Origin of the sequence: Bacillus seohaeanensis, from assembly GCF_042684945.1 — a bacterium.
Classification (GTDB): Bacteria; Bacillota; Bacilli; order Bacillales; family Bacillaceae_B; genus Rossellomorea; species Rossellomorea seohaeanensis.
The window spans coordinates 571,591-597,785 of record NZ_JBHUMF010000031.1 but is presented as its reverse complement, the minus strand read 5'-3'; the positions used below and the strand labels follow the sequence as shown (position 1 = coordinate 597,785).

22 protein-coding genes are annotated in these 26,195 nt (G+C 36.3%); 6 read left to right on the top strand and 16 right to left on the bottom strand.

Annotated features, from left to right (window positions below; all coding sequences use genetic code 11):
- The first annotated feature begins 68 nt into the window (after positions 1-68).
- Positions 69-575 carry a PH domain-containing protein gene (locus ACFSUL_RS16275; RefSeq protein ID WP_377936990.1) on the top strand — a complete coding sequence of 169 codons (507 nt, stop codon included), beginning with the start codon at positions 69-71 and terminating at the stop codon, positions 573-575.
- A 372-nt stretch (positions 576-947) separates the two neighbouring features.
- Here the strand turns inward: ACFSUL_RS16275 and ACFSUL_RS16270 are convergent, their stop codons facing one another.
- The 6 genes from ACFSUL_RS16270 to ACFSUL_RS16245 form a co-directional block, all read right to left on the bottom strand.
- Positions 948-1,319 (bottom strand): rRNA methyltransferase, encoded by a 372-nt coding sequence (locus ACFSUL_RS16270; protein ID WP_071412377.1) that lies wholly within the window; start codon positions 1,317-1,319, stop codon positions 948-950.
- Positions 1,320-1,346: 27 nt separating this feature from the next.
- Positions 1,347-2,135, bottom strand: coding sequence for an LAGLIDADG family homing endonuclease (locus ACFSUL_RS16265; protein WP_377936989.1), 789 nt, complete (start codon positions 2,133-2,135; stop codon positions 1,347-1,349).
- Between the two features lie 624 nt (positions 2,136-2,759).
- On the bottom strand, positions 2,760-3,551 hold the full coding sequence (locus tag ACFSUL_RS16260; RefSeq protein WP_377936988.1) for a nucleotidyltransferase domain-containing protein: 792 nt from the start codon (positions 3,549-3,551) through the stop codon (positions 2,760-2,762).
- Positions 3,552-3,729: 178 nt separating this feature from the next.
- Complete coding sequence (locus tag ACFSUL_RS16255; protein ID WP_377936987.1) at positions 3,730-4,215, bottom strand: GNAT family N-acetyltransferase; 486 nt, start codon at positions 4,213-4,215, stop codon at positions 3,730-3,732.
- A gap of 120 nt (positions 4,216-4,335) precedes the next feature.
- The gene (locus tag ACFSUL_RS16250) at positions 4,336-5,019 is read right to left on the bottom strand and encodes an HAD family hydrolase (protein WP_377937734.1); all 684 of its coding nucleotides are present in this window, start codon (positions 5,017-5,019) and stop codon (positions 4,336-4,338) included.
- 63 nt (positions 5,020-5,082) lie between these two features.
- Positions 5,083-5,613, bottom strand: a complete 531-nt coding sequence (locus ACFSUL_RS16245) for a GNAT family N-acetyltransferase (RefSeq protein ID WP_377936986.1) — start codon at positions 5,611-5,613, stop codon at positions 5,083-5,085.
- Between the two features lie 567 nt (positions 5,614-6,180).
- On the opposite strand from ACFSUL_RS16245, the gene ACFSUL_RS16240 reads away from it, so the two are divergent.
- From ACFSUL_RS16240 to ACFSUL_RS16230, 3 genes are all read left to right on the top strand, one after another.
- Complete coding sequence (locus tag ACFSUL_RS16240; protein ID WP_377936985.1) at positions 6,181-6,402, top strand: hypothetical protein; 222 nt, start codon at positions 6,181-6,183, stop codon at positions 6,400-6,402.
- Between the two features lie 487 nt (positions 6,403-6,889).
- Positions 6,890-8,008, top strand: coding sequence for a tyrosine-type recombinase/integrase (locus tag ACFSUL_RS16235; RefSeq protein ID WP_377936984.1), 1,119 nt, complete (start codon positions 6,890-6,892; stop codon positions 8,006-8,008).
- A 52-nt stretch (positions 8,009-8,060) separates the two neighbouring features.
- Positions 8,061-8,870 carry an alpha/beta fold hydrolase gene (locus tag ACFSUL_RS16230; protein WP_377936983.1) on the top strand — a complete coding sequence of 270 codons (810 nt, stop codon included), beginning with the start codon at positions 8,061-8,063 and terminating at the stop codon, positions 8,868-8,870.
- A gap of 282 nt (positions 8,871-9,152) precedes the next feature.
- Here the strand turns inward: ACFSUL_RS16230 and ACFSUL_RS16225 are convergent, their stop codons facing one another.
- The 6 genes from ACFSUL_RS16225 to ACFSUL_RS16200 form a co-directional block, all read right to left on the bottom strand.
- A complete protein-coding gene (locus tag ACFSUL_RS16225) occupies positions 9,153-9,959 on the bottom strand; it encodes a helix-turn-helix transcriptional regulator (RefSeq protein WP_377936982.1) in 807 nt (268 codons plus the stop codon).
- A 353-nt stretch (positions 9,960-10,312) separates the two neighbouring features.
- A complete protein-coding gene (locus ACFSUL_RS16220) occupies positions 10,313-11,212 on the bottom strand; it encodes a D-2-hydroxyacid dehydrogenase (protein WP_377936981.1) in 900 nt (299 codons plus the stop codon).
- 153 nt (positions 11,213-11,365) lie between these two features.
- Positions 11,366-11,926: a GbsR/MarR family transcriptional regulator gene (locus tag ACFSUL_RS16215; RefSeq protein ID WP_377936980.1), complete on the bottom strand. Its 561-nt coding sequence runs from the start codon at positions 11,924-11,926 to the stop codon at positions 11,366-11,368.
- A gap of 114 nt (positions 11,927-12,040) precedes the next feature.
- Entirely contained in the window at positions 12,041-13,207 is a 1,167-nt protein-coding gene (locus ACFSUL_RS16210; RefSeq protein WP_377936979.1) for a M20 family metallopeptidase, read from the bottom strand.
- Between the two features lie 98 nt (positions 13,208-13,305).
- Positions 13,306-14,910, bottom strand: a complete 1,605-nt coding sequence (locus ACFSUL_RS16205; RefSeq protein ID WP_377936978.1) for an ABC transporter substrate-binding protein — start codon at positions 14,908-14,910, stop codon at positions 13,306-13,308.
- 590 nt (positions 14,911-15,500) lie between these two features.
- Positions 15,501-16,667, bottom strand: a complete 1,167-nt coding sequence (locus ACFSUL_RS16200) for a M24 family metallopeptidase (protein WP_377936977.1) — start codon at positions 16,665-16,667, stop codon at positions 15,501-15,503.
- A 179-nt stretch (positions 16,668-16,846) separates the two neighbouring features.
- Between ACFSUL_RS16200 and ACFSUL_RS16195 the strand changes: the two genes are divergently transcribed.
- Positions 16,847-17,209: an FAD-dependent oxidoreductase gene (locus ACFSUL_RS16195; protein WP_377937732.1), complete on the top strand. Its 363-nt coding sequence runs from the start codon at positions 16,847-16,849 to the stop codon at positions 17,207-17,209.
- Between the two features lie 75 nt (positions 17,210-17,284).
- Here ACFSUL_RS16195 and ACFSUL_RS16190 read toward each other — a convergent pair whose 3' ends face one another.
- The 3 genes from ACFSUL_RS16190 to gltB form a co-directional block, all read right to left on the bottom strand.
- Positions 17,285-18,079, bottom strand: coding sequence for a putative hydro-lyase (locus tag ACFSUL_RS16190; protein ID WP_377936976.1), 795 nt, complete (start codon positions 18,077-18,079; stop codon positions 17,285-17,287).
- A 253-nt stretch (positions 18,080-18,332) separates the two neighbouring features.
- Positions 18,333-19,817 (bottom strand): glutamate synthase small subunit, encoded by a 1,485-nt coding sequence (gene gltD, locus ACFSUL_RS16185; RefSeq protein WP_377936975.1) that lies wholly within the window; start codon positions 19,815-19,817, stop codon positions 18,333-18,335.
- Positions 19,818-19,833: 16 nt separating this feature from the next.
- A complete protein-coding gene (gene gltB, locus ACFSUL_RS16180) occupies positions 19,834-24,393 on the bottom strand; it encodes a glutamate synthase large subunit (protein WP_377936974.1) in 4,560 nt (1,519 codons plus the stop codon).
- A gap of 206 nt (positions 24,394-24,599) precedes the next feature.
- On the opposite strand from gltB, the gene ACFSUL_RS16175 reads away from it, so the two are divergent.
- Entirely contained in the window at positions 24,600-25,502 is a 903-nt protein-coding gene (locus tag ACFSUL_RS16175) for a LysR family transcriptional regulator (protein WP_377936973.1), read from the top strand.
- 198 nt (positions 25,503-25,700) lie between these two features.
- Here the strand turns inward: ACFSUL_RS16175 and ACFSUL_RS16170 are convergent, their stop codons facing one another.
- A complete protein-coding gene (locus ACFSUL_RS16170) occupies positions 25,701-26,189 on the bottom strand; it encodes a hypothetical protein (protein ID WP_377936972.1) in 489 nt (162 codons plus the stop codon).
- Positions 26,190-26,195: the final 6 nt, after the last annotated feature.

The following is a 26,195-nucleotide window of genomic DNA, read 5'->3' as shown; positions in this document are numbered from 1 at the left end:
TCATGATAAGGTGCAATCTTGAATCAAAGGGTGTTGTAATTAAATAATGAAAAAAGGGAGGAACTCAAATGAAATTTCACTCAAAAAAAGGGGTTATTTTATTTCCAATTCTACTAGCGGTATGTATATTGATGATTTTTACGACCATTATGCTATTTGTTGATGTAGAGATTGCACAGCGGTTTGTTGACTTTAATGTAGAAGAATCTCCTTGGCCAACAGCAGTTATCACAATCCCATTAACGATATTTATTATTTGGGTAGTATTTGCAACTTATTATGAAATACAAGGGGAATATTTAAAAATTGTTTCAGGGCCGATACGATACACTATAAATATTCATTCTATTCAATCCGTTAAGCCAACAAATAATCCATTATCTAGCCCAGCGCTTTCTATAGACCGCTTAGAAATCCAATACAACAAAACTAATAAAAAAGGAGGACTCCAAAGTAATAAATCTGTATGGTCTTCCGGAATGGCATTAATCTCACCAAAAGATAAACAAAAGTTCATTGAAGAATTATTAAAAGTCAACCCCGATATTGATGTAATGGAGAAAAGTATAATATAACCTTATTATGTTAACTAATTGGTGGATTAGTGGGAGATTAAAGGGAATTTGCCTGCTAGACGAACTAGCTGAGTGAAAAAAGAAGGGTTTATTAATAAAAATATAAGTGAATTAAATCATCAAATTTATTTGCTTAAGATTTTCCGATGAAAGTTATTAATAGTTCATGATCACTGGAAAATCATCGACGGGAAAGTCTAAAGTTAATCTACAAAAGTGATTAATGTATAAAAGTTGATTTTTTAATTCTGTCTCAATATAAGTAGTATACTTTTGGTATGAGACAGAATTAAAATGATTTTATTATCTTCCTGTAATATATATTATGGTCGGGGCGTTTTGATAATGTTGGATAAAGTAATAAAGTCTACATTACTCTACCCTGTGTTTGTAACTAATATTTTTGATATTATCAAAATCAATAAATTGAACACTATATTCAATCACATCATTTATATATAAATGATGATTTTTTGCAAACGCCTTAACTTCATTTAACAATTCTTTATCATACGTTGTTTTATATTGAATTCTATCCTTTGGTCTGGAATCTTTGTTAAAAGTAATAACTCCTTGGGACAAAACAGTCTGTAATCCACTTTCAAGCAGATAGTTAACGTGAGTGTCATTTTCAACTGCGATAGTATTTAATTGATCAAGTAAGGATTTACTAATATTAGTTCTAAATTTGACCCTTGAAACATCTGTTGTTTGAATTAATCTTCCATTAACTAATTTCCACATAATAAACTTCTCCTTTTCGCTATAATCCTAATTATTCTTCTGTGCACGTTGCGTCATGTAATCTTTTTTATATGAAATATAATTATCAGTAGCATCATTATATATAATCTTTGCAAGCTTAGGAAGGTCATATTTTCCTTTAACCCAAATACGATAAATGGAATTTCCTGTTTGACTGATTACAGAAGTAATTTCAGAGCGCAACTTCCATGATTGAAATACAGATAAAAGACCTTCAGCAAAAATTCTGCTACCTGAAGTGACATTCATAACATATCCTGTTTTTTGGACCCACCCATCTCCATCAATAACACCTCTCACAAATGACGGCAAAAACTCTTCAGGTACATCTGGAAATGGAACTGTTAATGATTTATTTGCTAATATCCCTAAATTTGCAAGATCTTTTTTAATTTCTTTCGAGTTAATAAGTAATGTTGGAGTGGTCTTTGTAGGACCGGTGGGTGCTAACACATAATCTGCTTCCATAAGATTTGCTATTAAACGAAGAATAGTTTCATCTTTTTGAGAGAATGCAATGCTATGAATAGTATTATTAACATGTCCATCTGTCACAAAAATCCCTAATACCCACGCCATCTCATTTGTCCATATTTTAAAGAAATCTTCATTCACTTTGTGCTTACGAGGCTGACCTGAAAATTGCTTGCGGTTCATTTCTACTCCATGCTTGTACATTATATTCCGAATTGCACGTTCAGAAATTCCAATGATTGGTACCATCTCTTTAAAGGGCATCCCGCTTTTATACATTTTAATAATCGCTTCGTCATCCATGCCAGGATTTCTTGGCATATACATCTCTCCTATTCTTATACTTTAAACTGTTCTACACCTGTTAAAATGAATGATAGAGTGGATAGTAAAAAAAACTAATTTTAACTGAGCGCAAATCTCAGACATTGTAAAAATAGCTATCTTTATGAAAGTAGCCCCTTATAATATAGAACTTATATCCTGTCTGCACTATTGGCTTTTTTCGCAATCCGCTCTGTACATACTCCTGACTTATAAGAACTAAGGGTCTCTTCGTTTTGTACTCATAGGCTTCATCTCCTTTCCCTTATTACTCCTATTATACCAAACGTATGTTCTTTGTGGCGGAGAAAGTGAATTATTATAAGAAAAAATGCTCATGAATGAGTGAATGGAAGTATTCCTATTAAAATAAGACGCCACAAATAAAAGTGACGTCCTCTCTATTTAGTGAAAATAGATTTTAAGGATTAATATTATTTTAGAATAGTTTATTATAGATAAAATGAAAAAAATAACGGGGTAATACTTCCAAAATATTATTTTAGGATAATAAAATGGTGTTCCTATCGTAAATGATAATTTGTAGTAATGATTTTATTCAGAACAAAAGGAATTATATTCACCAATTTATCAAGGTGCCGACAAACAGCTAGGTGATTTTTATCCCTTGTTGATTGCCTCTTTTGACTGATTTAGCAGGTTTATCATCATCCTTATAAACGGGCCAGCTTGGGCATCCTTTTCCACATTGGATTCTATCCAATCGATTTCATCACTCAATAAGTTAATTACGTAATGCACCGACTTTTGATGAGAATTAGGTGTTATATACGTGAAAATTGTTTTTACTTTATCAAGTTGAATAGACGGCAAAAGCGATTCAAGACTTTTTAATCCCAATTGAGCTCTTTCTGGTTTATATCTATGTAGCAACACTTTAGACAGGTTGACCATAACATGTTGCAACATTTCCACAGCCCATAAGTCATTGCCTCTTTGATTTGCCTTATTATATTGAAATAGATACCAAGCTACATCATAGGCGCAACCACTAAACTCTTCTGAGGAAAGGAGCAAATTTTGAGAGGGTTGAAATTTAGATAGCCGCTCTTCTGGATCATACAACACATGAAAAAAATCCTTTTCTTTGAAGCTCTTTTCCGTGACAGTAAATAAATCAACATGAAGAAGATTATCATAAACTGCTATTATTTGCGGCGCGATGATAAAGAAGTCTTCATAAAACAATATTTTTCTATAAGACTCTAAATGTTGTATTCGTTGAGTCAAAAATGTCTCTTCATCTTTTTCCTCTACAAGACAGTAAAGGTCTACATCTGAATATTCATCATATTCTCCTCTGCCCATGGAACCTTTTAAAAAGATTGCCTTCACCCGCTTATCCTTCATCAAACTCTGTGAAATGGCTCTAACAGCATCTTTTTGCTTCATCATGTATCCTCCCGTCCTAAAAATAAATATTACGCCATTATATTCCATTCACTTGCATCAATCAATCCATCGTTCCTATTACTTTATTAATGTTTTTCTACCCCTATAGTAAAAGAAGACCACTGGTTGTACTAATGCGCTGCATCTACTTTAATGAAATAAAAGCAAAAAGACTAAATTACACTTCTAAGACCATTCTTAACATTTTCGTGATATGTCCGTTAAGATTATCATCAAATTCCGAAACAATGCCAAATCCTTTGGCCTCATAAAACTTTGTTCCAATTGTATTATCTTTTTCTACGTTTATAAAAACTTTCTTTACATCTTTTAAGTTATTTATCCCTTCTTGTAATAAAGCTGTTCCAATCCCCTTCCTTTGATACTCTGGATATAAATAGATAGCTCCAAGTTCCGCCTCTCCCCCTTCTTTTACAGGAGAGAAGTTAGCAAACCCAATAATTTTCCCTTCAACTTCTGAAACATATAAAAAAGAAACTTTTAATCGCTTTTGCATCATGTCATCATTGTAAGCCGATGATAGAAAATTTTCTTGAATTGCAAGCGGAATGATTCCTTTGTAAGTGGTATTCCAACTCTTTTTAGCTACCTGTTGAACCTGTTGTATATCATTTTTCTGCATCTTACGAATAGTGAACTCCATTTATATCCCCCTATCTCTATGAAAAATTCAACTTCCCTTATGTAATAATCCTAACCGCTTTAACGAAATAAGCAATATGCTAAATAACAACTCCAGCTCTTGAATGCTTCTCCTCTTAGTTTAACAAGGTTCACTGTACTGTCTGTTTAACTTTCCGATCATCAAAGGTAATTCTAATAAATCATCAACTATATAGTCTGCTTTGACATGCTTCCATTGAGAGTCTTTCTTCCAAACCCCTTTAATCCCAACTTTCTTTGCACCATGAACATCCTTTTCTGGGTGGTCACCCATAAATATACTTTCATCAGGCGAGACATTAAGTTTTGTTAATGCTTTGTTAAATATCCGAGGGTCCGGCTTTTTCATTCCTTCCCATTCGGATACTAAAATAACATCAAAATACTTTTCTATGCCTAATCCCTTAATATTCTCCATCTGAAACTGTCCGTAACCGTTTGTAATGATTCCTAAAAGCAAATCCTTCCTTTTTAGTTCTTGTAACATTTTAGTAAGATTTGGAAAAGGGATGCAACTATCCTTAAATTCTCTAATATAATCTTGAAGCAGTTCTTCCCAAGTTATTTCAGTAATAGCAAACGCATCGACTAATTGTTGATAGACTTTATCTTTCCAAACATACCCACGCTTATCCAATTCTATAAATCTTGTCACATACTTCTCTTTTGGAATGTGGCCTATTATCTTATTGAATCTATTATATTGTCTTTCAATAAACAGTTTTACAGACTCATCTCTATTCAATAATGTTCCATCTAAATCAAATATAACTGCTTTGATCATTGGTAGTTCCAGCCCCCATTTAAAGTGTAATAACAAAGTGACTACTCCTGTTGAAGAGGTATTTCATTTGTGATATTCAATCAACCAACAATCGTGATATTTTCCTTCGTGAAGTTCATGATTCGGAAGTATTCGAACCTTTTTAAACCCACATTTCTCGTAACATTTTATCGCTCTCGTATTTCTTGTTTGAGGATCCATCACTACTCTGACTGCTTTTTTATGATCCATCAAATATTTAACCATAGATGTAACAAGTAATGTTCCAATCCCTTTATTCCAATACTCTACTTCACCTATAAATTGGTCTATACCATAAATGTTTTCGTTGAAATATCCATATTCTCTTTTCCTAGCATCATCTAATGGATAGAATTGAATATATCCTATTTCGTTACCACCAAATTCTACCATACATTTACCTTCATCATCTTTGGAAGAATAAAAAACTTTCTTTACTTTGTCTAAGTCAAAAGCGTTATCCCTCCCTTCATAAAACGCAAGAACCAATGGGTTCGAAAGCCATTTTGCTAACAAGTAACGATCCTTTTCTTCTAATTTTCGAACCTTTAGATTTCCATTTTGAAACAACATAATAATCCTTCCTCCCCGTTTTAAAGCGTACGTTTATTGTTTTTTATTTTTACGCCGCTATTTTACAGTAGTGAATCATTTCCTCCTGCCGTTTGTTCTTGTGATTTTGACTAGTAATCCTAACACGTTTCCTTTTGCTTTTAATTCTATTATTTCTTTCTTTTGTTTTATAACCCTTTTTTTCGCTTAACTTTATAATGTTGTACAAGGGCAGTGTAATACAACTATGCTGAATTTAACTCAGTTTAGGAAGTCTCTACGAAGTTAAAAATCTGTCCAATTTTTCACGCCGAAAGGTTTCTTACTTAAAAGATGAATGTAAGAAGTGGTCCCTTTTTCATTGAAAGTTTAACGTACTGTATTTATTATGTTTTGCTGTTTGTGCTCGTGCTGCAGTAAGAACGATTACATGTACTTGTTTTAGAAGTAGTTTGAAAGAATTCCGTATAGACTTTGGTCTAAATCCACGTTATATGCAATATTTTATAAAGAGATGGTAAAAACCCTTCTACATAAATACCCCATCTCTTTTTTGTGAATAAATTGGAATCATAAGGAGAGATTGAAATGGTCACCATTCATTTTTTTGAAAATAAATTCATTGTATTAAGTCAGCTGCTAAATCATATTCCTTCTGTAGATGAGAATATAAAAATTAAAGGTCGAAAAGGAAAAGTTGTAAGTGTGGAGCAAATGGGAGAAAATAAATTTCATGTACATGTACTGTTGGAGCAAGCTACTAAAAAGAAATTACTTGCACAAGAAGATAGTAAAAAGAAAAAGAGGTAACTTTTCATTTTACCTCATGTAAGTTTTGCTAAACAGCTCTTCTTCTTGCATGGAACTATATCGAGGTAGTTCCATGTTAACTAAGTATTAAACAATCACCTTATCATTTTTATAGGAACAGTGATAACGCATTTATACACCCACCATTATCTCTTCTTTTAGTTGTTTGTTCTTGCCAAATTAGTTCCTAGTAAGAGTATTGGTTCCTTTTAATAATTCATTTCCTGTTTTTAATACAACAATAGTTCAACAAAAACCCCTAATTCTTCTGATGAGCTCTGTAGCGAAACGAATGACCAATGGTATTAGAAAACAAAACTAATTTCGTCTGAGAGCGAATCTCAGACATTAGAAAAATAGCTATTTTTATGAGGGAATTCCTTATATAGAACTTATATTCTATGATAAGATGTAAGTAAAGATAAGTAAGTATTATCTTTACTATACATAATAAGATTATAATAAATTAAATCTAGGAGACTAAGTAATGAATGAGTTAACCTTTCTGAGTCATTTGACAAGTGAACAATATTTAACCCAATTGCAAAATAGATTAGAACAGCACCATTTGCTCGATGAACATAGAAACCTCTCCCTCGCGGATAGTTCGGAGCAAGATTTTTTGGAATTGTTTTTTCTAGAAAAAATCTTTACTCCAGATAAGCGGCTTTCTCCTCACACGATCAAAGCGTATCGTTCAGATGCCAAAACGCTGCTTATCTTTTTAACGGATCATTCTCTTTCTTTCCAGGACATCGGTTTTCCAGAAGTAAAAGCCTACAATAAATATATTAAAGAAAAATATGCTGCTAAATCTGCGATAAGGAAATTAGAGTTTTTTCGAAGGTTACTAGACTTTGGATATGAAACGCAATTTTACAAAACTCACCTTTCTACTTGGATTTCGAAACCAACGTCGAAAAAAGGACACTATATAATGGAAGGAACTCGTCCAGAAGAGGCACAAACTCGTGTCCAAGTCCGAGAATTAAATCAAAAGGACGCGGAATATTTGATCTCCTTCTTTCCTAAGATTGTAAAGGCAAACCAAAATCGTGAACAGTTGGAAAAACGTAATTTATTGATAGCCTACCTTCTCTATACGACCGGTCTTCGTGCTAGTGAGCTTTTAAGTTTAAATTGGGGAAGTTTTCGTTATAATCGCCAAGGTCATTTATACGCGGATGTAATTGGTAAAGGGAAAAAGCCACGAACCATTCCTATCAAAGAAGAGACGGTAAAGCTGCTATTTGATTATCGCAGGAGTCTTAGGGAGTCCGTTGACATAAATCCTGAAGATACTAGTCCACTTTTCTTCGCCCTATACAATAAAAAAGAACCGTGTGAACATAAAAAGCGGTTAACCTATCCAAGTCTTTATAAGATTGTGAAGGAAGCTGTTCATTTGGCTGGAAAGCATTGGAAAGTTTCTCCGCACTGGTTTCGACACACCTTTGTTACTATGCTGCTAGAAAATGATGTCCCGCTCGCGGTAGTAAAGGATTGGGCCGGTCATTCGGATATCTCGACTACGAATCTCTACTTAGAACGCGTCAATCAAGATAACATGCATGTTCATTTACATAAAGTGAATTTATTTAGTTAATCGTTCCTTTTTTTATACAAAACATGGTATTTTACTAGAAAGGGGAAATAATGTGAAAAATGTAATTGTTAATGGGGTAAATCTTTTTTACGACAAGTTTGGTAGTGGTGAACCGCTTGTGCTTATTCATGGCATAGGCGAACATAAGGAAGGTTGGAGGTGTCAATATGACCTTGCTGACCAGTATGATCTAATCATTCCAGATTTACGTGGGTTTGGGAAGACAGAATTAGGTGATGATAAAAATCCTTCTATAGAAATTTACGCTCGTGATATTTTAGCCTTATTAGATCATCTAAATATTCAAAAGGCTCATATATGTGGTTTGTCCATGGGTGGGATTATTGCTCAGGAATTGTATAGGATAAATCGGGATAAGGTGCAATCTTTAGTATTGGCTAACTCGCTTTCTTATGTACCTAAATGGTTAGGGAATTGGATTCTTAAGCAACGTAAAAAAGATATGGAAAACTTAAGTTATCAAGAGTATAAACTGCGTGCTACTAAGGCATGCCTTTACTCTAAAGACGAAGCCATTATTAATGAAACAATGCAAATCTGGTCAAACAGTCACGAAGGGCTTCTCCCAGCATGGCAAGCATGCGCTAATATAGATTATCGAAAACTATTACCAGAAATAGATACGCCAACATTGATTATCGCTAATCAAAAAGACAAAATTTGTAGAGTGTTTAACCAAAAGCAAATGTATAAGAAAATACCGAATTCTAATTATGTACTTATTAAAAAGGCAGGTCATGTAGGGAAAATAGAAAAACGGGAAGCGTTTAATCAAGCTATTCTTTCATTTTTACAAAAACACCCCATTCAGGTAGATTCTATAAAAACGGTTGGTTCATAGACGGAGGAAGGCTTTTATTATTTTAGAATAACTTATTTCAGGTAAAATGAAAAAAATAACGGGTTAATACTTTTTGATTACTATTTTAGAATAGTAATGAAGTGTTAGTTCTATCCCGAGTAATAAATGGTAGCAATCAGCCAAGTATTCCATCGAACATACAGGATGAAAAAAGAAAAGTAGTTGGAATGAAAGTGCGTAGAGTAGACGGAAATTTGCACAACATTACAGCTACTTTTCTTTAGCGTAAAGCAGGAGAACTAAATACACGTTGTAATATTCCTATTGAAACTTTTCTTTATTAGCGGACGCTTTTTCCAGAGAATCAAACACTTCCAAAATAGAGGTAATAACTTTACGAACTTCCTCGATACGACTGGCTACATCTGACGAAATCCTCCTAAAAACCGCCTCTTTTGCCCCTTCATCTGTTAGTTGGTAGATACGTTTAAACCGACGGCTACTTTCAAAGCCATCCTTATCCACCCATTTTCCAACTAGATACCCATCCTCTTCTTCTATTAAATGAGCAATGTCATATATGTAGCTAACCGACGAATCCCACCCGTATTTTTGTTTGATAGTATCTCTCATGTCTTTTACGTAGAAACGAGGTTTTTTCGTTCCGTATGAACCGCTTAGTAATTCTTTTAAAATGGCGTATTTAATAAGATCACGGACACTTACTAATTTGGAGAAAAAGACACGATATTCGTCCTTCAAAGGTTTAATAGGGCCTTTTTTTTCTCCTTTTACATCTGCATAAAAGATATCCAGTACGCGTTTAATCGCTTTAAACTTGCTGTAATGTTCCTCATAGAAGTTACTTTTAGTTTCTTTTCCTTTTGCTGTGATGGCATAATAAATTTTCTTGCCATCGACTCTTGTTGATAGCAAACCTTCTCGTTCTAATTTTTTAAGTGTGTTGTAAAAATTAGAGCGACTTGGTTGTTTGTTTGGAACATATTCCAAAACCAATCGATAAAGGTCGGCACCATGTAATTCTTTATGCTCTAGACTATTAAGTACGATAAAGGTAAAAAAGTCTTTTTGTGATAATCCGTAGGACTCGTTCGTTTTATCACTCATTTAATAACTCCTCCTCTCTTTATTAGGAATCAGTTACTCCAGTTTGAAACGGATTCTTTTTTTCCATTATAACAAATAGGTATCTGAATTTGTGGAATCTTTGAACTATAGTACGTATCCCGGTAGAAGCCCTCTTCATTGTTTCTCGAATTGCCTCTTTCTCAAAATTCTTTTTCAGCTGCACTATTTCTACATAATAAATAATAGAAACTCCACAAGAAACGTTTCTTTACAACTTAACTTACCGATTGTTAACATAATAAAACTATCGTTAACGAAAATAAAATCTGATTTAACCCACTAGCTCTCACCCAATCCTTGTCCTCTCCTTCTATTGCTTTAGGTAATAGTCTTTAAAAGCCTCTTTTCACATCTACTTTATTATGAAGTGGATTCTTATTTTCGATGTTTTTTAGTGTTTCAATAAAACGGTCTACTCCCTCGTCTGGTGTGGTTACAGCTGATATATGCGGTGTGATCCATACATTTGGATGGTCCCATAATTGGTTATCTTCCGGCAGGGGCTCTTTTGAAAATACATCGAGTACAGCAAATCTTACGTGGTTTGTATTTAATGCATGTAATAAAGCTTTTTCATCTAGTGATGCGCCTCTCCCTACATTAATAAACCCTACATGGGATAATTGTTGAAAGATATTGTCATCAAATAGATTCTCTGTTTTCTCTGTTAACGGCAAGGTATTAATAATGTAATCCATCTTACTCAATTGGGAAAAATGAGAATCAACTGGAAATACCGCTTTAAAAAATTCTTTCTCTTTCCCGCTCAGTGACACGCCATACACGTCGACACCTAAGGAAGAGAATATTTCCGCAGTTTTTTGTCCAATCTCGCCTGTTCCATAGATCATTACTTTTTTTTCATTCAATAATCCTGGGGTTATGGGATGCCACCTTTTTTGTAACTTGGACGTTTGGAATTGGTCATGAAACTGTAAATCTTTTAGTATATAACTCAAGCAATACTCCGCAATTCTTTGTCCAAAGGAACAGATGGTTCTTGTTAACAATACATCTTCATTCCAGTCTTTCTTAAATAAAAAACTATCGACGCCTGCACCAAGAGAATGGACCCATTTTACATGACTATAATCATAATGTGCTTTCGTATTAAAAGAAACAAAAGCATCAGCCCATACTAAATCAGCTTGCTTCACATCTTCTTCAGGTAAGTAACGAAAATTCTTCTGTATTACTTTCGTTTCGATAATCGTTTGTATTTCTTTGTACATGGGGCTTACCACCACTATATTTTCTATGTTCATTTTTTCTCACCTCGTATTTTATATGTATTTAATCACGTCGATCATTCATTAGCAAAAAATAGCCCTTGAAATCGTATTGGATTCAAGAGCTATTTGCTTTGCTAGTATACAACGTCAAATTTAGTTTATACTCTCTTTTTTATACTCTCTTTTAATCTCTTTAATTGGAACATAATCAAATATCTCATGTGATGCAAATAATTCAACAACGCGACTGAGCCAATCAATATATTCCAACCCTGCATATAACTTATCTAAGTCTTTCTCTATTAGGAGTAAGGTTTCTTTATCAATGTCTTCCTCATCCTTTAACTCCATTAATTCATCAATTGTTTTTTTCATCGAGGTTGACTTTGGGGTTAAGCGTTTGCTCCAGTGATGAGAAAAGTATTTGATGAAACTTTCATAATTGTCCTCTTCCACTTTGTATACATCTTTTCGTTCCCCTTTTCGCCAAACCTTTTTCACCAAACCAATTTCAGCTAGTTCTCTGACAGCATTACTCATGCTTGCTTTACTCATCCCTAGGAGTTCTTTCATATCATCTAATGTCATGGGCTTTTCATAATAATACATGACAGACATTAATCGCATAACGGTAGGCTGCATCGCAAATAATGTTTGATTCTCTGAATTATATTCAATGATTTGATCCCTTATTTTTTTAAATGTATCATTCAAGCGAATCCCCCCTTTGTTGAAGTTCAAGTCTTTTGCGACACTCTTATCTGCTCTTAATTGTAATATATTTAGGGGTGGAGAGGAATAAGTTTCCATTATTTTAATGATAGAATATTAGCTATTAAAAACGGCCGAAATAAAGACTTTACCTATAAGAATCATCGAATTTTCGTCTACATCAAATTTTGGATGGTGGTGCGGGTATACCGCATTGAGTTCAGGATTTCCTCCTCCTACCCAGAAAAATGTACCTGGCACTCTGTCTACATAATAGGCAAAATCTTCTCCACCCATATCCGCTGGTTTAATTGCTACATTTTCGTCTCCGACAATCTCAGTAGAAAGTTTCTTAATAAATTCTGTTTCTTTCGGGTGGTTATATAATGATATATACCCTCTTGAATAGTCAACATCAATGCTAGCACCGTGTTTTTCTGCTGTTTTTTTCGCAATTACATTTAGTTCTTCTTCCACCTGATCTCTTACATTAGCATCATACGTCCTTACCGTTCCTTTTATATAAGCTTTATCAGGAATGACATTATGAGCATCTCCACTATTAAATGCGCCTACTGTCACAACTGCTGGCTGAAGTGGATCAATCCGTCTACTTACAATGTTTTGTAAATCGATAACGAGGTGACTTCCAATAACAAGAGGATCAATCGAACGATGCGGTTCTGCACCATGCCCACCTTTTCCATTTATCGTAATATCAAATGAATCAGATGCTGCCTGAACATAGCCGTCATTAACCGCTACTTGACCTATCGGAAAATTCACTTCCACATGAGCACCGTAAACGAAATCCACCCCTTCTAAACATCCATCTTCAATCATTCCTATAGCACCACCGGGAGCCAGTTCTTCCGCATGTTGATGTATAAAGACAATCGTTCCTGCAAGTTCCTCTTTTAATGGACTCAAAACTTTCGCTACTCCGAGTAGTGCAGCAGTATGAATATCATGCCCACATGCATGCATGACACCTGGAACTTGCGATTTATATGGAACATCTTTTTCGTCCTCAATTGGTAGTGCATCGAAATCAGCACGAAGAGCAATCGTCTTACCAGGCTTCCCTCCCTTTAAATATCCAACCACCCCATTGCCACCAACATTTGTTTTTACCTCTAACCCTAAATCCTTTAAGTAATTCGCGATGAACTTAGGAGTTCTTTTCTCTTGAAAAGAAAGTTCCGGATTCATGTGTAAATCTCTCCTAATATCAACCATTTCAGAATAAATACTTTCTAGGTGATCAAAAGCTTTTTGTAACAAAATAAAAACCCCTTTCTTTATTTGAATAAATAGGTGATTTTCTTCCAATTTCTATTGATAAAACTAGGCGAGTGATTAGTCGCCTAGGGAAATGGTTATTACTCAAATGATAGTTTAGTAGTGATAACTCTTCCAGTAGGATGTGGATCAAATCCTGTAATATCGGCTCTTGCAGCTAATATAGGTGTTGAGTGAGCCAAAGGGATAATTGGAGCATCCTCATGCATAATTTCTTGTGCATGTTTGTAAAGTTCCTTACGCTTTTCTTGATCTGAAATCGTTCTTGCTTCCGTTAAAATTTTATTTAGCTCTTCATTTGAATAGTAAGTGGAATTCATACTCCCAATATTGTCTCCATGCCATAACGTATTAATGAAGTCATCAGCATCTCCATTTGTACCTGTCCAACCAAGCAGAAATGAATCTGCTTCTCCTTTTTTGGTTTTTTCTAAATACGTAGCCCATTCATATGTGACAATCTCTGCTTTAACACCAATTTCTGCAAAGCTTGACTGAAGGAATTCTGCCACTTTTTGTCCATCAGGCATATAGGGGCGAGGGACCGGCATTGCCCATAATTCCATTTCGAAACCATCTTCAAATCCAGCTTCTGCTAGTAATGTTTTTGCTTTTTCTGGATTATATGGATAAGCTTCGATTTCATCATTATAACCATCTACAGTCGGTGGAATTGGATTTTTAGCAGGTGTACCTTGTCCAGCGAAAAATGCCTCAATCATTGCTTCTTTATCTACAGCGTGATTTAACGCTTGACGGACCAATTTATTGTTTAGCGGTTCTCTAGTGACATTTAATCCTAAATACCCTATATTCAGAGGAGGTCTTGATAGAATTTTGAAGTCTTCACTTTCTTCTATTTGTGGAATATTTCTGGGGTCGAGTCCATCAATCATATCGACTTCCCCGCTTAATAAAGCATTTAAGCGAGCAGAGTTTTCTGGAATTGTACGGAAAATGACTTGATTTACCTTCGGATAACCATCTAACCAGTAATTTTCATTCTTGCTTAAAGTAACACGATCATTACGTCTCCATTCTTCAAAAGTGAATGGACCAGTACCTACAGGATGATCTCCATATTCTTCGCCATATTTTTCTATCGCGGCAGGACTTGAAATGGAGAAAGGTGTCAGCGCCAAGTCTTTTAAAAAGGTAGGTTTTGGATTTGTAAATGTAAATTGAACCATATATTCATCGACAGCTTCTACTGATTGAAGGACATGATTTTCATCTCCCTTGAATCCACCAAAAACAGACCCATACATGTAGAATCTTTCTTGATCTTTTGCATTCATCCAACGGTCAAAGTTGTATACAACAGCTTCTGCGTTAAAATCAGTTCCATCGTGGAACTTAACACCTTCACGAAGTGTAAATGTGTAAGTCAAACCATCATCTGATATATTCCACTCTGTTGCTAGTAGAGGTTCAACTGTTGTTTTCCCTTCTGTGAAAGCAACTAATGTTTCGAGAATACTTTGAGAAACATTTTCTGACTCACTATCTGTAACTTCGGATGGATCTAATGAAACGGCATCGCCACCACGAGCAAAAACGAAAACGTCTTGCTTTTTTGAACCAGATTGTTCAGCGATTCCATCCGTTTCGTTATTAGAACATGCTATTAATACAAACGAAAGTAACAGGGTGAAAAGTGTTAAAAGAAAACGGCCTTTTCTCATCTAATAAATCAACTCCCTAATTTTTTTTATTATAACTGTTTGTCACCTTTGTATAGATGACAAACAACTTAATAAACTAGTTTAATTACTTGAAACATAGGGTGTAATTTCATAAGTGAGGGTTATCTTATATGAAAAGGATTCTTGATCGTGTTTTTTGAACCACTTTATTCATATCTTCATTCGCAACAGGTACGTACACCTGATTACTAGAACTTTTATTATGTACTTATTTTGTTTATCCTCATTTCTGGAAGTTTTATTCACTTTGAAGGAGTAGTTGTTGTTACGATGTAATAGGAGCTATCTTTATGTTGTAATCTTATAAAAAAGTGGTCTATTTCTTTTTGCTATTTGGATTTACTTTGTTTAATATATTTTAAACGTTTAAAACGTAATCCCATTATAAAACACGCATTTTGATTTGTAAATGAATTTTCTGAATTTTTGTTATACTGTTGAAAATAATAATTTGAAAAAGGAGATTTCACATAGGAAATCTCCCTTAAAAACACAGAGCATATTTTGTTAGTAGCCCGACCTCTATGACAGATAGCTTGTTTCTATACGAGCAACGGTGTGCATGTTACTTATTTTAGAACTAACTCATGTGGGAATTTAGCAAGTCGTTCACACCCATTTTCTGTCACTCTTATAGATTCACTGATAACAAACCCTTTGTCCTCTTGAAAAAGAGCAGGTAAAATATGAAAAGTCATGTTTTTTTGCAAAATATGATGATCTCCAGGTCGAATACTTAGCGTCTGTTCACCCCAATCTGGAGGATACCCTATCCCAATCGGATAACCAACACGTGAATCCTTTGTGATACTAGACTTCGATAATACGTTATTCCACTTTTGGGCAACCTCATTGCAAGTGACCCCCACTCTAATAAAATTCAGCATTTCATTTAAACCCTCTAGAACAATATTGACGGTGTCTATATATTCTTGTGAAGGAGTACCTATATATATCGTTCTTGCTAAAGGTGTATGGTAGCGATGGAAACAACCCGATAACTCGAGCGAAACAATTTCCTCTTTTTTATAGGAACGGTTTGTCCATGACAAATGAGGAGCTGCTATTTTCTCTCCAGAAGAGATAAGAGGGATAATAGCAGGATAATCTCCAGCATATTCATTTGTTCCCTCAATTAAGGTCTTATATATATCAGCGGCTACATCTGATTCCTTTACTCCCTCTGCTACAGAATCCTTTGCAACCTTCATTGCATTGACCGTTAGCTCTCCTGCAAGTTTCAAATAATGAACTTCTGTTTCCGATTTAATCATTCTCACTTTATTTACTAAAAATGATCCATCTATCCATTCACAGTTGGGGAGTTTCTTTTTAATTTCAAAATATGAAGTTGCATTGAAGGAGTCCTGCCCCCATTCAAGGCCAATTTTCTTGTTTGTTATTCCTTTTTCTTTGAGAGTATCAGCAAAAAAATGCATGGGATGTTTCGTTTCAGACTGAACGTAATCGTCACCATATCCTATTATATTTTCATTAGTTAACCAAGTAGTAAACTTTGCTCCGGGAGTGTCCATTTCTCTGCCAATCCAAATAGGTTCATCTGCGTCTAGCAAAATAATCAATCCTTGAATGACATAAAACGAGTAACCATCATAACCCGAAAGATAATTCATGTTTGCGGGGTTCGTACTAATAAGAATATCCATGCCCCTGTTTTGCATCTCTACTTTCGTTTTGTTTACACGATCTCGGTATTCAGTCTTTTCAACCACCATATGAACCCCTCCCGCTTAACTATAAAAATTCAGATAAGGCATTTGAATTTTTAAATTATTTAATATATTTAAGTAGATTATAAGAGAGTCATTATCCGGTGTAAATGATTGTTTTTCCATTTCCAAAATAGCGGTATTAATAATTTGACACTAATATCTATTTTAAAGCAGGCAAGTAAATTGGCGCTGGATTTGTAGAAGATGAGGTAGAGAACATTGCTTTTGAAGGTGATGGATTTAAAATTAAAACGAATAATCAAGAATTTCAGGCGAGTCATACCTTATTTGCAACAGGGGCATTAACTAATCTTGCTGAAAAAATCAGGCTAACGTTAACTCAAGGGACGGGGTCTAGGATAAAAAATAGTATTGAAGTAGATAAAGAAGGGCGTACAAATAAAAATGGAATCTGGGCTACTGGTACAGTGGCAGGTGGAAGTGTACACACTATCGTTACAGCTGGAAATAGTGCTGCTGTTATGAATATAATTAGTGAAATCAACGGTGAACGTTATGTTGATCACGATAGGTTAAAAGTATAGAAAAAATTTACTTTTAATAGTTACAGTAAAGGAGTTCCCCTAATAAGAGGGAACTCCTTTACAATTCTTTTCCTCTTATAAAATGGCAAACTCCTCATTTTTTAAATCCGTAATAAACATATGTCCTGGTGCATGGGTAATCATGATTTCAGGTTTCACTTGCATTGCGACGGCTTGAGGTGTAACACCACAGGCCCAGAATACAGGAACTTCTCCATCTTTAATCGTGACGTTATCACCGAAGTCTGGTTTGGTAATATCTTTGATCCCAATTGCACTTGGATTTCCAATATGAACAGGTGCTCCATGGACGGAAGGAAAACGGCTTGTTACTTGAACCGCTCTAATCGCATCTTTTTCCGACATTGGACGCATGCTAACGACCATGGGTCCTTCGAATACGCCAGCCTTTACACATGGCATATTCGTTTTATACATAGGAACATTACACTTTTCCTCAATATGTCTGATTGGCACTCCATTGGTTAAAAGAGCTTCTTCAAAAGTGAAGCTGCAGCCAATTAGAAAACCAACCATGTTTTCATCCCAAAGATCCGTAACATCCGTTCTTTCTTCCACGAATTCACCATTTCGGTATATGCGATATTTGGGTATGTCCGTTTTTATATCCCCGCTTGGTGCTGCTAAAGCAGGGGTTCCAGACCCCGCCTCCGTTACGTCAATAATTGGACATGGCTTTGGATTACGCTGACAAAAGAGAAGAAAGTCGAAAGCTAATTCTTTCGGTAATACAGCCAAATTTGCTTGGATAAAACCGTTCGAAACGCCTGAAGTAGGTTTGATCCATTCGTTTCTACGGATCATTTCTCGGGCTTCAGATGGGTGTATTGTTGAATAAGACAAATGCATCTACCTCCAAATTTATTTGCATAATTTCCATTAAATTTTACAATTACTTTGATAATAAAGGCGAGTAGTAAACGAACATGTAAACGTTAAAACTATCATCTCAAAACCGATCATAGGTGTAAAGCATTGTTTTATTCATAATGAAAGAAGGCTGCAGCACTACAGCCTTCTTTTCTATATACCTATTTAACATTTTCTACAATACCTATTATACTAGGTAGATAGTTCGCAAGTTTTTAACTTTTTGTTCTGTTTATTTTGGCAATACAGAGCTTCCCATTAGGTAACGATCCACTTCGTATGCCACTTCACGTCCTTCATTGATTGCCCAAACAATTAAACTTTGCCCTCTTCGTGCATCTCCTGCAGCGAAGACACCTTCAACATTTGTTGTATATTCGCCATAGGTTGCATTTATTTTTTGGTTAGTAGATTCTACACCAAATTGTTGTAATAGTGGTTGTTCAGTTCCTTCGAAGCCGATAGCAATAAACACATAATCTGCTGGCCATACTTTTTCCGTTCCTGGTATTTCAGTAAAAGTATAATTTCCATTCTTATCTCTTACTTTTTCCATTTGGATTGTATGAAGTTCTTTTACTTTTCCCTTTTCATCAGCAACAATTTTTTTCGTTTGAATGGAATACTGGCGCGGGTCTTTTCCATACTTTGCCTCTGCTTCTTCATAGGCGTAATCTAATGTGAAAACATTAGGATATGCCGGCCACATATTTTCGGAAGAACGAGTAGTTGGTAACTTAGGATGTTTACCAAATTGAACAACACTATTAGCTTTTTGTCTAAGGGCTGTTGCTACACAGTCAGCACCTGTATCTCCTCCACCAATAACGATGACATTTTTTCCTTTGGTATTGATGAACTGACGATCCTTAAAGTTGGAATCAAGCAAGCTCTTTGTCGTTGTAGTCAAATAATCCATTGCAAAGTGAACCCCTTTGGAGTCCCGACCTTCCATTATTAAATCACGTTGTTTTTGAGCACCTGTACAAAGTATTACTCCATCATATTGAGATTGCAGTTCTTTGGCTGTTATATCTTTTCCAACCTCTACGTTAGTTATAAAATCAATACCTTCTTGGTTTAATAGTTTAATGCGACGTTCCACTACGTTTTTTTCAAGCTTCATATTTGGGATTCCATACATAAGTAAGCCACCAGGGCGATCTGATTTCTCATATACTGTTACAGAGTGCCCGGCTTGGTTTAATTGGTCAGCACTCGCTAAACCTGCAGGACCAGAACCGATAATTGCAACCTTTTTGCCTGTACGCTTTTCTGGAATGCGAGGAGTAATCCAACCATTTTCAAATCCTTTATCGATAATAGTTCGTTCAATATTTTTAATCGTAACAGCAGGGTCTGATATAGCTAATGTACAAGCCCCTTCACAAGGAGCTGGACAAACTCGACCTGTGAATTCAGGGAAATTGTTTGTTTTTAATAAACGGTCAAGTGCCTCTTTCCATTTCCCTTGATATACCAAATCATTCCACTCTGGTATTAAGTTATTAATAGGGCAACCTGTTGTCACCCTGTCAATCTCCATCCCCATATGGCAGAAAGGGGTGCCGCAGTCCATGCAGCGTGCCCCTTGTTTGCTTAATGTTTTATCGGAGAAAGGAGTTGAATATTCTTTCCAGTCATTTAAACGTGTGAGAGGGTCCCGTTCCTTTGCCTTCTCCCGTTTATATTCCATAAATCCTGTTGCTTTTCCCATCTACCTCTCTCCTTTCTTACTGTATTACTTTAGCTAATGGTGGTTTTAATGATGGTTTTTGTTTCTTTGCATTAATCTGGAATGCATTCATAACAGCGTGATCTTCCTTTAATCCCGCTTCTTTTTGTTCCTGGATACTTTCCATCATACGTTTATAGTCTTTTGGTATAATTTTTACAAATTTCCTTAACATCGTCTCCCAATTCTCAAGTACACGAGCTGCTTTAATACTATCCGTGTAATGAAAATGGTTTAGAATTAGTTGTTTTAATTCGTTAATATCATCGTTATCGACGAGGGTTTCCATTTCAATCATTTCTTTATTACAATATTCCTCAAACTCTTTACGATTTTCAACTAGGGCGTATACAATCCCGCCTGACATTCCTGCTGCAAAGTTTTTTCCGACATCTCCAAGAATAACGACGCGTCCACCAGTCATGTATTCACAGCCATGGTCGCCAATTCCTTCAACAACTACATGTGCACCACTATTACGGACAGCAAAGCGTTCTCCTGCTTGCCCGTTAATATATGCTTCCCCACTAGTAGCACCATAGAATGAAACATTACCGGCAATGACATTTTCTCCTGCCTCAAGTTTTGAACCAATAGGTGCTTTTACAATCAACTTTCCACCAGATAAACCTTTTCCGATGTAGTCGTTCACGTCACCCGTGACTATCATCGTCATTCCCTTCGGTACAAATGCACCAAAACTTTGTCCAGCGGAACCTGTAAAACGAAGCGTAATCGTATCTTCTGGTAATCCTTCTTCTCCGAAACGTTTGGATACTTCACTTCCAACAATCGTTCCAACGACACGATTGATATTCTTTATTGGGAATGTAGCATCTACCGGGGTTTGATTGGTTAAAGCCGTTTGCACTGCTGGTAGTATCTCAAGCATATCAAGTGATTGATCAAGTTTATGGTTTTGCGGTCTTTGGAATGTGCGAGCCCCTTCAGGTTGATAGAGTAATGTTGATAAATCTAACTGTTTTGCTTTCCAATGCGCTTTCGCACGCTCGCTCACTTTCAGAACATCGGTACGACCAACCATTTCATCCAACGTTTTAAACCCAAGCTCTGCCATTAATTCACGTACTTCTTGTGCAACAAAGCGCATATAGTTAACAATATGATCAGGGTTACCCATGAATTTTTCACGCAGCTCAGGGTTTTGCGTTGCGATTCCAACTGGACAAGTATCTAAATGACACGCACGCATCATCACACAACCTAAAACAACGAGTGGTGCTGTTGCAAAGCCAAATTCTTCGGCACCTAGTAGTGCTGCCATCACAACATCTTTACCTGTCATTAGTTTCCCGTCTGTTTCTAACACAACGCGGTCACGTAATCCGTTTAACATCAACGTTTGATGTGCCTCCGCTAGTCCAAGCTCCCAAGGTAATCCCGTATGTTTAATACTTGTTTTCGGAGAAGCCCCTGTACCACCGTCATAACCACTAATAACGATCACATCAGCAGCACCTTTTGCTACACCTGCTGCAATTGTACCAACTCCAGCTTTAGCAACTAACTTTACACTAATTCGTGCGGAACGATTAGCGTTTTTTAAATCATGGATAAGCTGCGCTAAATCTTCAATAGAATATATGTCATGATGTGGTGGAGGGGAAATGAGCCCGACCCCTGGTGTTGAACCGCGAACGTCCGCAACCCATGGATATACTTTCTTCCCTGGAAGCTGGCCACCTTCTCCTGGTTTTGCACCTTGCGCTACTTTGATTTGTAGCTCATCGGCATGGACAAGATAATGGCTCTTTACACCGAAGCGACCAGAAGCGATTTGTTTTATCGCGCTCTTTCTACTGTCGCCATTTACATCGGGAACATACCGGTTAGGGTCTTCTCCACCTTCTCCGCTGTTACTTTTACCACCTAAACGATTCATTGCGATAGCTAATGCTTCATGTGCTTCTTTACTTAATGATCCAAATGACATTGCCCCCGTTTTAAAGCGTTTTACAATGGAATCTACAGATTCGACTTCTTCAATTGGGATTGCCGGACGCGCTTCGTCAAACGAAAACAAATTCCGAAGAAAACCAATTCTCTCTTCATTTGCTAGTACTGAGTATTTTTTGAATAATTCATAATCACCCTTACGGCATGCCCATTGTAGTGTATGAATAGTCTTTGGATTAAACGCGTGGTGCTCCCCTGTCTTTCTCCATTGAAAGTCGCTTCCTGACTCGAGGGTGTTATCAAGGGAATCGCTGTATGCTTGTTTGTGGAGGAGTAATGCTTCTTCTGCAATGGTTTCTAATTCAATTCCACCTAGCTGTGAAGCTGTTCCACTGAAGTATTTATCGATTACCTTTGAACTGATTCCTACTGCTTCAAATATTTGGGCACCACGATAGCTTTGCACAGTGGAAATCCCCATTTTTGACATAACTTTTACAACACCAGTAGTTACTCCTCTTACGTATTTCAACACTGCCTCTTCATATGAGAGGGAAAGGCTACCTTCTGAAATAGCTTGTTTATACGTTTCAAACGCAAGATAAGGGTTGATCGCATTGACGCCATAACCGATTAATGTAGCAAAATGATGAACTTCTCTTGCTTCACCTGTTTCCATAATAATGCTTGCCTTCGTGCGAGTTCCTTGACGAACAAGGTGCTGGTGAAGGGCGCTTGCTGCTAATAACGTTGGAATAGGTGCTCGCTTTTCATTCATATTGCGATCCGATAAGATGAGAAGACTAATCCCATTTGCTATCGCTTTGTCCGCTTCACGGCAAATATTATCAAGAGAGGACTCTAAATCATCTGAAAATAAAGTATCGATTGTCTTACTTCTAAACTCTCGTTGCATATTCGTTTTCAATTGAGCTAGTTGCATATTCGATAAAATAGGTGAATTTATTTGAATACGTCGACTATTGTCTTCGTTTGGATGTAGTAAATTGCCTTCTGCTCCTAAAAAAGTAACAGTTGAGGTGACAACCTTTTCACGAATAGAATCAATTGGCGGATTGGTTACTTGTGCAAATAATTGCTTGAAATAATGGAATAATGATTGCGGTCGATCAGATAACACAGCAAGTGGCATGTCGTTCCCCATCGAACCAAGCGGGTCCTTCCCTTCAGTAACAATAGGAATTAAATATTTATGGATGTCTTCATACGTATAGCCAAAGGCTTTTTGACGAGTAATGATATCTGGCAATGTCTCTTCTTCTGTTACGGAGATATTGGCATTTATTTTAACTAAATTGTCATCAAGCCATTTTTGATAAGGTTGACTCTGTGCCATTTCTGATTTAATTTCGTCATCCGAAATAATTCGCCCTTCTTCTATATCAATGAGTAACATTTTCCCTGGACTTAAACGATCTTTATATAGCACGTTGTCAGGATCAACATCAATGACACCAACTTCAGACGAGTAAATAATATAATCATCTTTTGTTACGTAGTAGCGTGCTGGACGTAGACCATTTCGATCTAATATCGCACCAATCTGCTTTCCGTCTGTGAATGAAATAGAGGTTGGACCGTCCCACGGTTCCATCATCGTGCTATGAAACTCGTAAAATGCTTTCTTTTCTTTCGACATATGTGGATTTTCTGTCCATGGTTCGGGAATAAGCATCATTGCTGCGTGAGCTGGTTTACGACCAGACAGCACAAAAAATTCTAATGCGTTATCTAGAACAGATGAATCACTTCCATCGGTGTCTAATATTGGGAGTACTTTTGGTAAGTCTTCTCCAAATGCTTCGGATAGTAAATGTCTTTCTCGTGCTTTCATCCAGTTAATATTTCCCCGTAGTGTATTAATTTCTCCATTATGAATAAGGTAACGATTTGGATGTGCTCGTTCCCAGCTTGGGAAAGTGTTTGTGCTAAAGCGGGAATGTACTAAAGAGAAGGCTGAAACAACTTTTTCATTTTGGAGTTCTACATAAAAAGAATCTACCTGCTCAGGAGTTAACAGACCCTTATAGACGATTGTTCTACTTGATAAACTAGCAAAGTACATATGCTTTTCTTGCTCTTTCGCCCATTTTTCTGCTTGTTTTCGAATAATATATAATTTACGTTCGAAGACTAAATCATCATTAATGTTTTCGTCAGCTCCGATAAAGATTTGACGAACAAAAGGGGTTGTTTCTTTTGCAGCTGTTCCAATATTGTCCGTGTTTAGAGGCACAGTTCTCCATCCGAGTACCGTCTGTCCCTCTTGCTTAACTAGTGAATTAATACGTTTCTCAATACTTTCTTGCTTTACATCATCTTTTGAAAAAAAGACCATTCCTACACCGTAACGACCTTTTGCAGGTAAATTCAATTCCGGACATGACTCACGGAAAAAAGCATCAGGAATTTGTATCATTAAGCCAGCGCCGTCTCCTGTGAGTGAGTCACTGCCCTGACCAGCGCGATGATCTAATTGGCAGAGCATCTCTAGTCCTTTTTTAACAATATCATGTGTTGCTAGTCCCTTTATGTGAGCATATAAGCCAATACCACATGCATCATGTTCAAATTCAGGACGGTAGAGACCTTGTGCTTTTGGTATGCGGTTATAAGTCATATTTATCTCCCCCGTTCATGTTTCTTTTATCTGAAAGTTTCGTATATACTTAATTTTAGGTTTTCATATCAATATATACAATATATAATTTAGATTAAAACAATCTCTTTTTAATATCGATTTAAAAACGAAAGGTGGAAACGATTTAATTAGAGGGAAGAAGGACCTCTAATTTGGAGTAGCTGAGAGTATAAAGGAGGAGAAATATGGAGGTACGTCAATTACGATATTTTATGGAAGTTGCCGAACGTGAACATATGACAGAAGCGGCAGAACATCTTCATGTTGCGCAATCAGCCGTTAGTTTGCAAATCACAAAACTGGAAGCGGAGCTTGGGGTTGCTTTATTTGAACGAGTAGGAAGAAATGTGAAGTTAACGTCTATTGGACAAATATTTTTAACTCATGCAAAAACGGCAATAAAAGCAATTGATTATGCAAAGGAAAAGGTAGATGAGTACTTGGACCCAAAGCAGGGCACGATTAACATTGGCTACCCAACTAGCCTTGCAAGCCATTTGCTCCCTACTGTCATTTCTGCTTTTCGAAAAAAGTATCCGGATGTTACCTTTCATATGCGTCAAGGTTCTTATTCGCATCTAATAGAGGCTGTTAAAAGTGGGGAAATCAATATTGCCTTTCTTGGGCCGGTTCCTACGAAAGATCCTAACATTGATGCCCATATCTTATTTATGGAAAGCATTTCTGCAATCGTATCGATGAATCATCCTCTAGCGGATAGAAAAAGCATACATCTTAGCGATTTGCGAAATGAAGACTTCGTATTATTCCCCAAAGGGTATGTTCTTCAAAAAATTGCCGTTGATGCATGTAAGCAAGCAGGCTTTGTACCAAACATTACATCAGAAGGGGAGGATATGGATGCCATTAAAGGTCTTGTCTCAGCGGGAATTGGCGTCAGTCTCTTACCAGATAGTACGTTTTCTGGAGCACCGCCTATTCTAACTGTAAAAATTCCCATTGATGCACCAAGGGTGAAACGCACAGTTGGTATTATTATTCCAAAGCACAGAAATCTGGCACCAACCGAAAAAGTATTCTATGAGTTTACGAAAGAATTTTTTACTGTGCTTGAGCAGTATCAGTGAAACTAAAATACTTAGCTGGGAGTCTCCCATCCCTCTACTGAATGTAGTGTAGTTGAATCAATGGTTCGTGATAGATTTCTACTAATTTACTATATATTTCAAATGGTTGACCTTAACCATTTGAAACGCGGTAATCCAAGTTGAAACCTTAAATAAAAGAAAGCTGCTAAAACACAGCTTTCTCCTCTAGCCTTACTATTAAACATTCAAAGGATGGTACTTTCCCGAAACAGCATCGATGATAATGGGAGGGTAGTTTCTACGATTTTTTTGATCTGCCATAATCCAGTAAGGTCTAAAAAATAGCTCTTGCTGTTCCAATAACATTTTTGGCATGCTGAAAAATTTTAGTTTCAGTGATGCTGTATGGTGTAGGTACTCTTCCGCCGCCTTTTTTGCATCTTGGGGTGTTAATGTGTAAGGTAAGCATTCATTGGCCTGAATATTTTCTTCTACAAATGATGGGGAGTGGTCAATAACCGCTCCACGCGTACTAATGCTATCAATGGTACAGCCCAGGTACCCATCCATTTTTAGTAAACCCTTTGCTTTTGTCTTATATTTAAAGAAATAGTAAGGGTAATAAACAAGTTTGTCTAATTGGTAGTTTGCTTTCGTATCGAGATTTTTCAAGTGGTTACTAATTTTTTCGGGTTCGATTGAAATGGAAAGTGTTAATGCATTCATTGTCTC

Bases quoted from the DNA above. Each gene is read 5' to 3' on its own strand.
- ACFSUL_RS16275 (WP_377936990.1), top strand. From the start codon at position 69: ATGAAATTTCACTCAAAAAAAGGGGTTATTTTATTTCCAATTCTACTA.
- ACFSUL_RS16270 (WP_071412377.1), bottom strand. From the start codon at position 1,319: ATGTGGAAATTAGTTAATGGAAGATTAATTCAAACAACAGATGTTTCA.
- ACFSUL_RS16265 (WP_377936989.1), bottom strand. From the start codon at position 2,135: ATGCCAAGAAATCCTGGCATGGATGACGAAGCGATTATTAAAATGTAT.
- ACFSUL_RS16260 (WP_377936988.1), bottom strand. From the start codon at position 3,551: ATGAAGCAAAAAGATGCTGTTAGAGCCATTTCACAGAGTTTGATGAAG.
- ACFSUL_RS16255 (WP_377936987.1), bottom strand. From the start codon at position 4,215: ATGGAGTTCACTATTCGTAAGATGCAGAAAAATGATATACAACAGGTT.
- ACFSUL_RS16250 (WP_377937734.1), bottom strand. From the start codon at position 5,019: ATGATCAAAGCAGTTATATTTGATTTAGATGGAACATTATTGAATAGA.
- ACFSUL_RS16245 (WP_377936986.1), bottom strand. From the start codon at position 5,613: ATGTTGTTTCAAAATGGAAATCTAAAGGTTCGAAAATTAGAAGAAAAG.
- ACFSUL_RS16240 (WP_377936985.1), top strand. From the start codon at position 6,181: ATGGTCACCATTCATTTTTTTGAAAATAAATTCATTGTATTAAGTCAG.
- ACFSUL_RS16235 (WP_377936984.1), top strand. From the start codon at position 6,890: ATGAATGAGTTAACCTTTCTGAGTCATTTGACAAGTGAACAATATTTA.
- ACFSUL_RS16225 (WP_377936982.1), bottom strand. From the start codon at position 9,959: ATGAGTGATAAAACGAACGAGTCCTACGGATTATCACAAAAAGACTTT.
- ACFSUL_RS16220 (WP_377936981.1), bottom strand. From the start codon at position 11,212: ATGTACAAAGAAATACAAACGATTATCGAAACGAAAGTAATACAGAAG.
- ACFSUL_RS16205 (WP_377936978.1), bottom strand. From the start codon at position 14,910: ATGAGAAAAGGCCGTTTTCTTTTAACACTTTTCACCCTGTTACTTTCG.
- ACFSUL_RS16200 (WP_377936977.1), bottom strand. From the start codon at position 16,667: ATGGTGGTTGAAAAGACTGAATACCGAGATCGTGTAAACAAAACGAAA.
- ACFSUL_RS16190 (WP_377936976.1), bottom strand. From the start codon at position 18,079: ATGCATTTGTCTTATTCAACAATACACCCATCTGAAGCCCGAGAAATG.
- gltD (WP_377936975.1), bottom strand. From the start codon at position 19,817: ATGGGAAAAGCAACAGGATTTATGGAATATAAACGGGAGAAGGCAAAG.
- gltB (WP_377936974.1), bottom strand. From the start codon at position 24,393: ATGACTTATAACCGCATACCAAAAGCACAAGGTCTCTACCGTCCTGAA.
- ACFSUL_RS16175 (WP_377936973.1), top strand. From the start codon at position 24,600: ATGGAGGTACGTCAATTACGATATTTTATGGAAGTTGCCGAACGTGAA.
- ACFSUL_RS16170 (WP_377936972.1), bottom strand. From the start codon at position 26,189: ATGAATGCATTAACACTTTCCATTTCAATCGAACCCGAAAAAATTAGT.